The following is a 1,076-nucleotide window of genomic DNA, read 5'->3' as shown; positions in this document are numbered from 1 at the left end:
GTACGGCCGCCTTCACGGATTGCGAAACGCAAGCCTTGGTCCATAGCGATTGGGTGGATCAGGGTAACAACCATGTTCACGTTATCGCCTGGCATTACCATCTCTACGCCTTCTGGCAGTTCGATGGTACCGGTCACGTCAGTTGTACGGAAGTAGAACTGTGGACGGTAGCCTTTGAAGAATGGAGTATGACGACCACCTTCTTCTTTGCTCAGGATATACACTTCTGAATCGAACTGAGTGTGTGGCTTGATGGAACCTGGTTTAGCCAGTACCTGACCACGTTCGATGTCTTCACGCTTGATACCACGCAGCAGAACACCAACGTTCTCACCAGCACGGCCTTCGTCCAGCAGTTTGCGGAACATTTCAACGCCGGTACAGGTAGACTTAACGGTGTCTTTGATACCAACGATTTCAACTTCTTCGCCAACTTTAACGATACCGCGCTCAACACGACCGGTAACTACGGTACCACGACCGGAGATGGAGAAGACGTCTTCGATTGGCAGCAGGAACGGCTGGTCGATAGCACGCTCTGGTTCTGGGATGTAAGAATCCAGGTGACCGGCCAGCTCGATGATTTTAGCTTCCCACTCAGCTTCGCCTTCCAGTGCTTTCAGCGCTGAACCACGAACAACCGGCAGGTCATCACCAGGGAAGTCATAAGCAGACAGAAGTTCACGAACTTCCATTTCTACCAGTTCCAGCAGCTCTTCATCATCAACCATGTCACATTTGTTCATGAATACGATGATGTAAGGAACGCCAACCTGACGACCCAGCAGGATGTGCTCACGAGTCTGAGGCATAGGGCCGTCAGTCGCAGCGACAACCAGGATAGCGCCGTCCATCTGAGCAGCACCGGTGATCATGTTTTTCACGTAGTCGGCGTGCCCTGGGCAGTCAACGTGCGCGTAGTGACGAGTCGGGGTGTCATATTCAACGTGAGAAGTGTTGATGGTGATACCACGAGCTTTTTCTTCTGGCGCGTTATCGATCTGGTCGAAAGCACGTGCAGAACCACCGTAGGTTTTAGCCAGAACGGTAGTGATTGCAGCGGTCAGGGTAGTTTT

1 protein-coding gene is annotated in these 1,076 nt (G+C 52.0%); it reads right to left on the bottom strand.

The window, feature by feature from the left end:
- A partial coding sequence (tuf, locus tag ACMV5H_RS25545) for an elongation factor Tu (RefSeq protein WP_414822806.1) occupies window positions 1-1,076 on the bottom strand: 1,076 nt, incomplete at both ends.

Source organism: Serratia sp. N21D137 (genome assembly GCF_047530005.1).
Taxonomy (GTDB): Bacteria; Pseudomonadota; Gammaproteobacteria; order Enterobacterales; family Enterobacteriaceae; genus Chania; species Chania fonticola_B.
Note: the sequence above shows the minus strand (reverse complement) of the source record. Positions and strands in the feature narration are given on the sequence as shown.